The organism is Rhodovarius lipocyclicus (assembly GCF_009900765.1).
GTDB lineage: Bacteria > Pseudomonadota > Alphaproteobacteria > Acetobacterales > Acetobacteraceae > Rhodovarius > Rhodovarius lipocyclicus.
This window is the reverse complement of record NZ_JAAABL010000109.1, coordinates 1-212: the sequence shown is the minus strand read 5'-3', so window position 1 is coordinate 212 and position 212 is coordinate 1. Positions and strand designations below refer to the sequence as shown.

1 pseudogene is annotated in these 212 nt (G+C 76.9%); it reads right to left on the bottom strand.

Annotated elements, in window-relative coordinates:
• Positions 1–212 (bottom strand): annotated as a pseudogene (locus tag GT007_RS23050) (helix-turn-helix domain-containing protein); the annotation flags it as partial.

Genomic DNA, 212 nt, shown 5'->3' with positions numbered 1-212 from the left:
CCACAGATCGTTGGGGGCCGCGTGCTCGAAGCGCTGGTGGGGGCGGTGAGAGGCGGCCTCGGCCGGGTCCAGCAGGCCGTGGCGGCGCAGCACCTCGGTGACGGTCGAGGGGGCGGGCACGTCCTGCAGCCCCAGGTCGTGCAGGCGGCGCGCCAGCTTGCGCCCGCCCCAGGCCGGGTGGGCCTGGCGCAGGGCGATGATCTCGGCCTCCA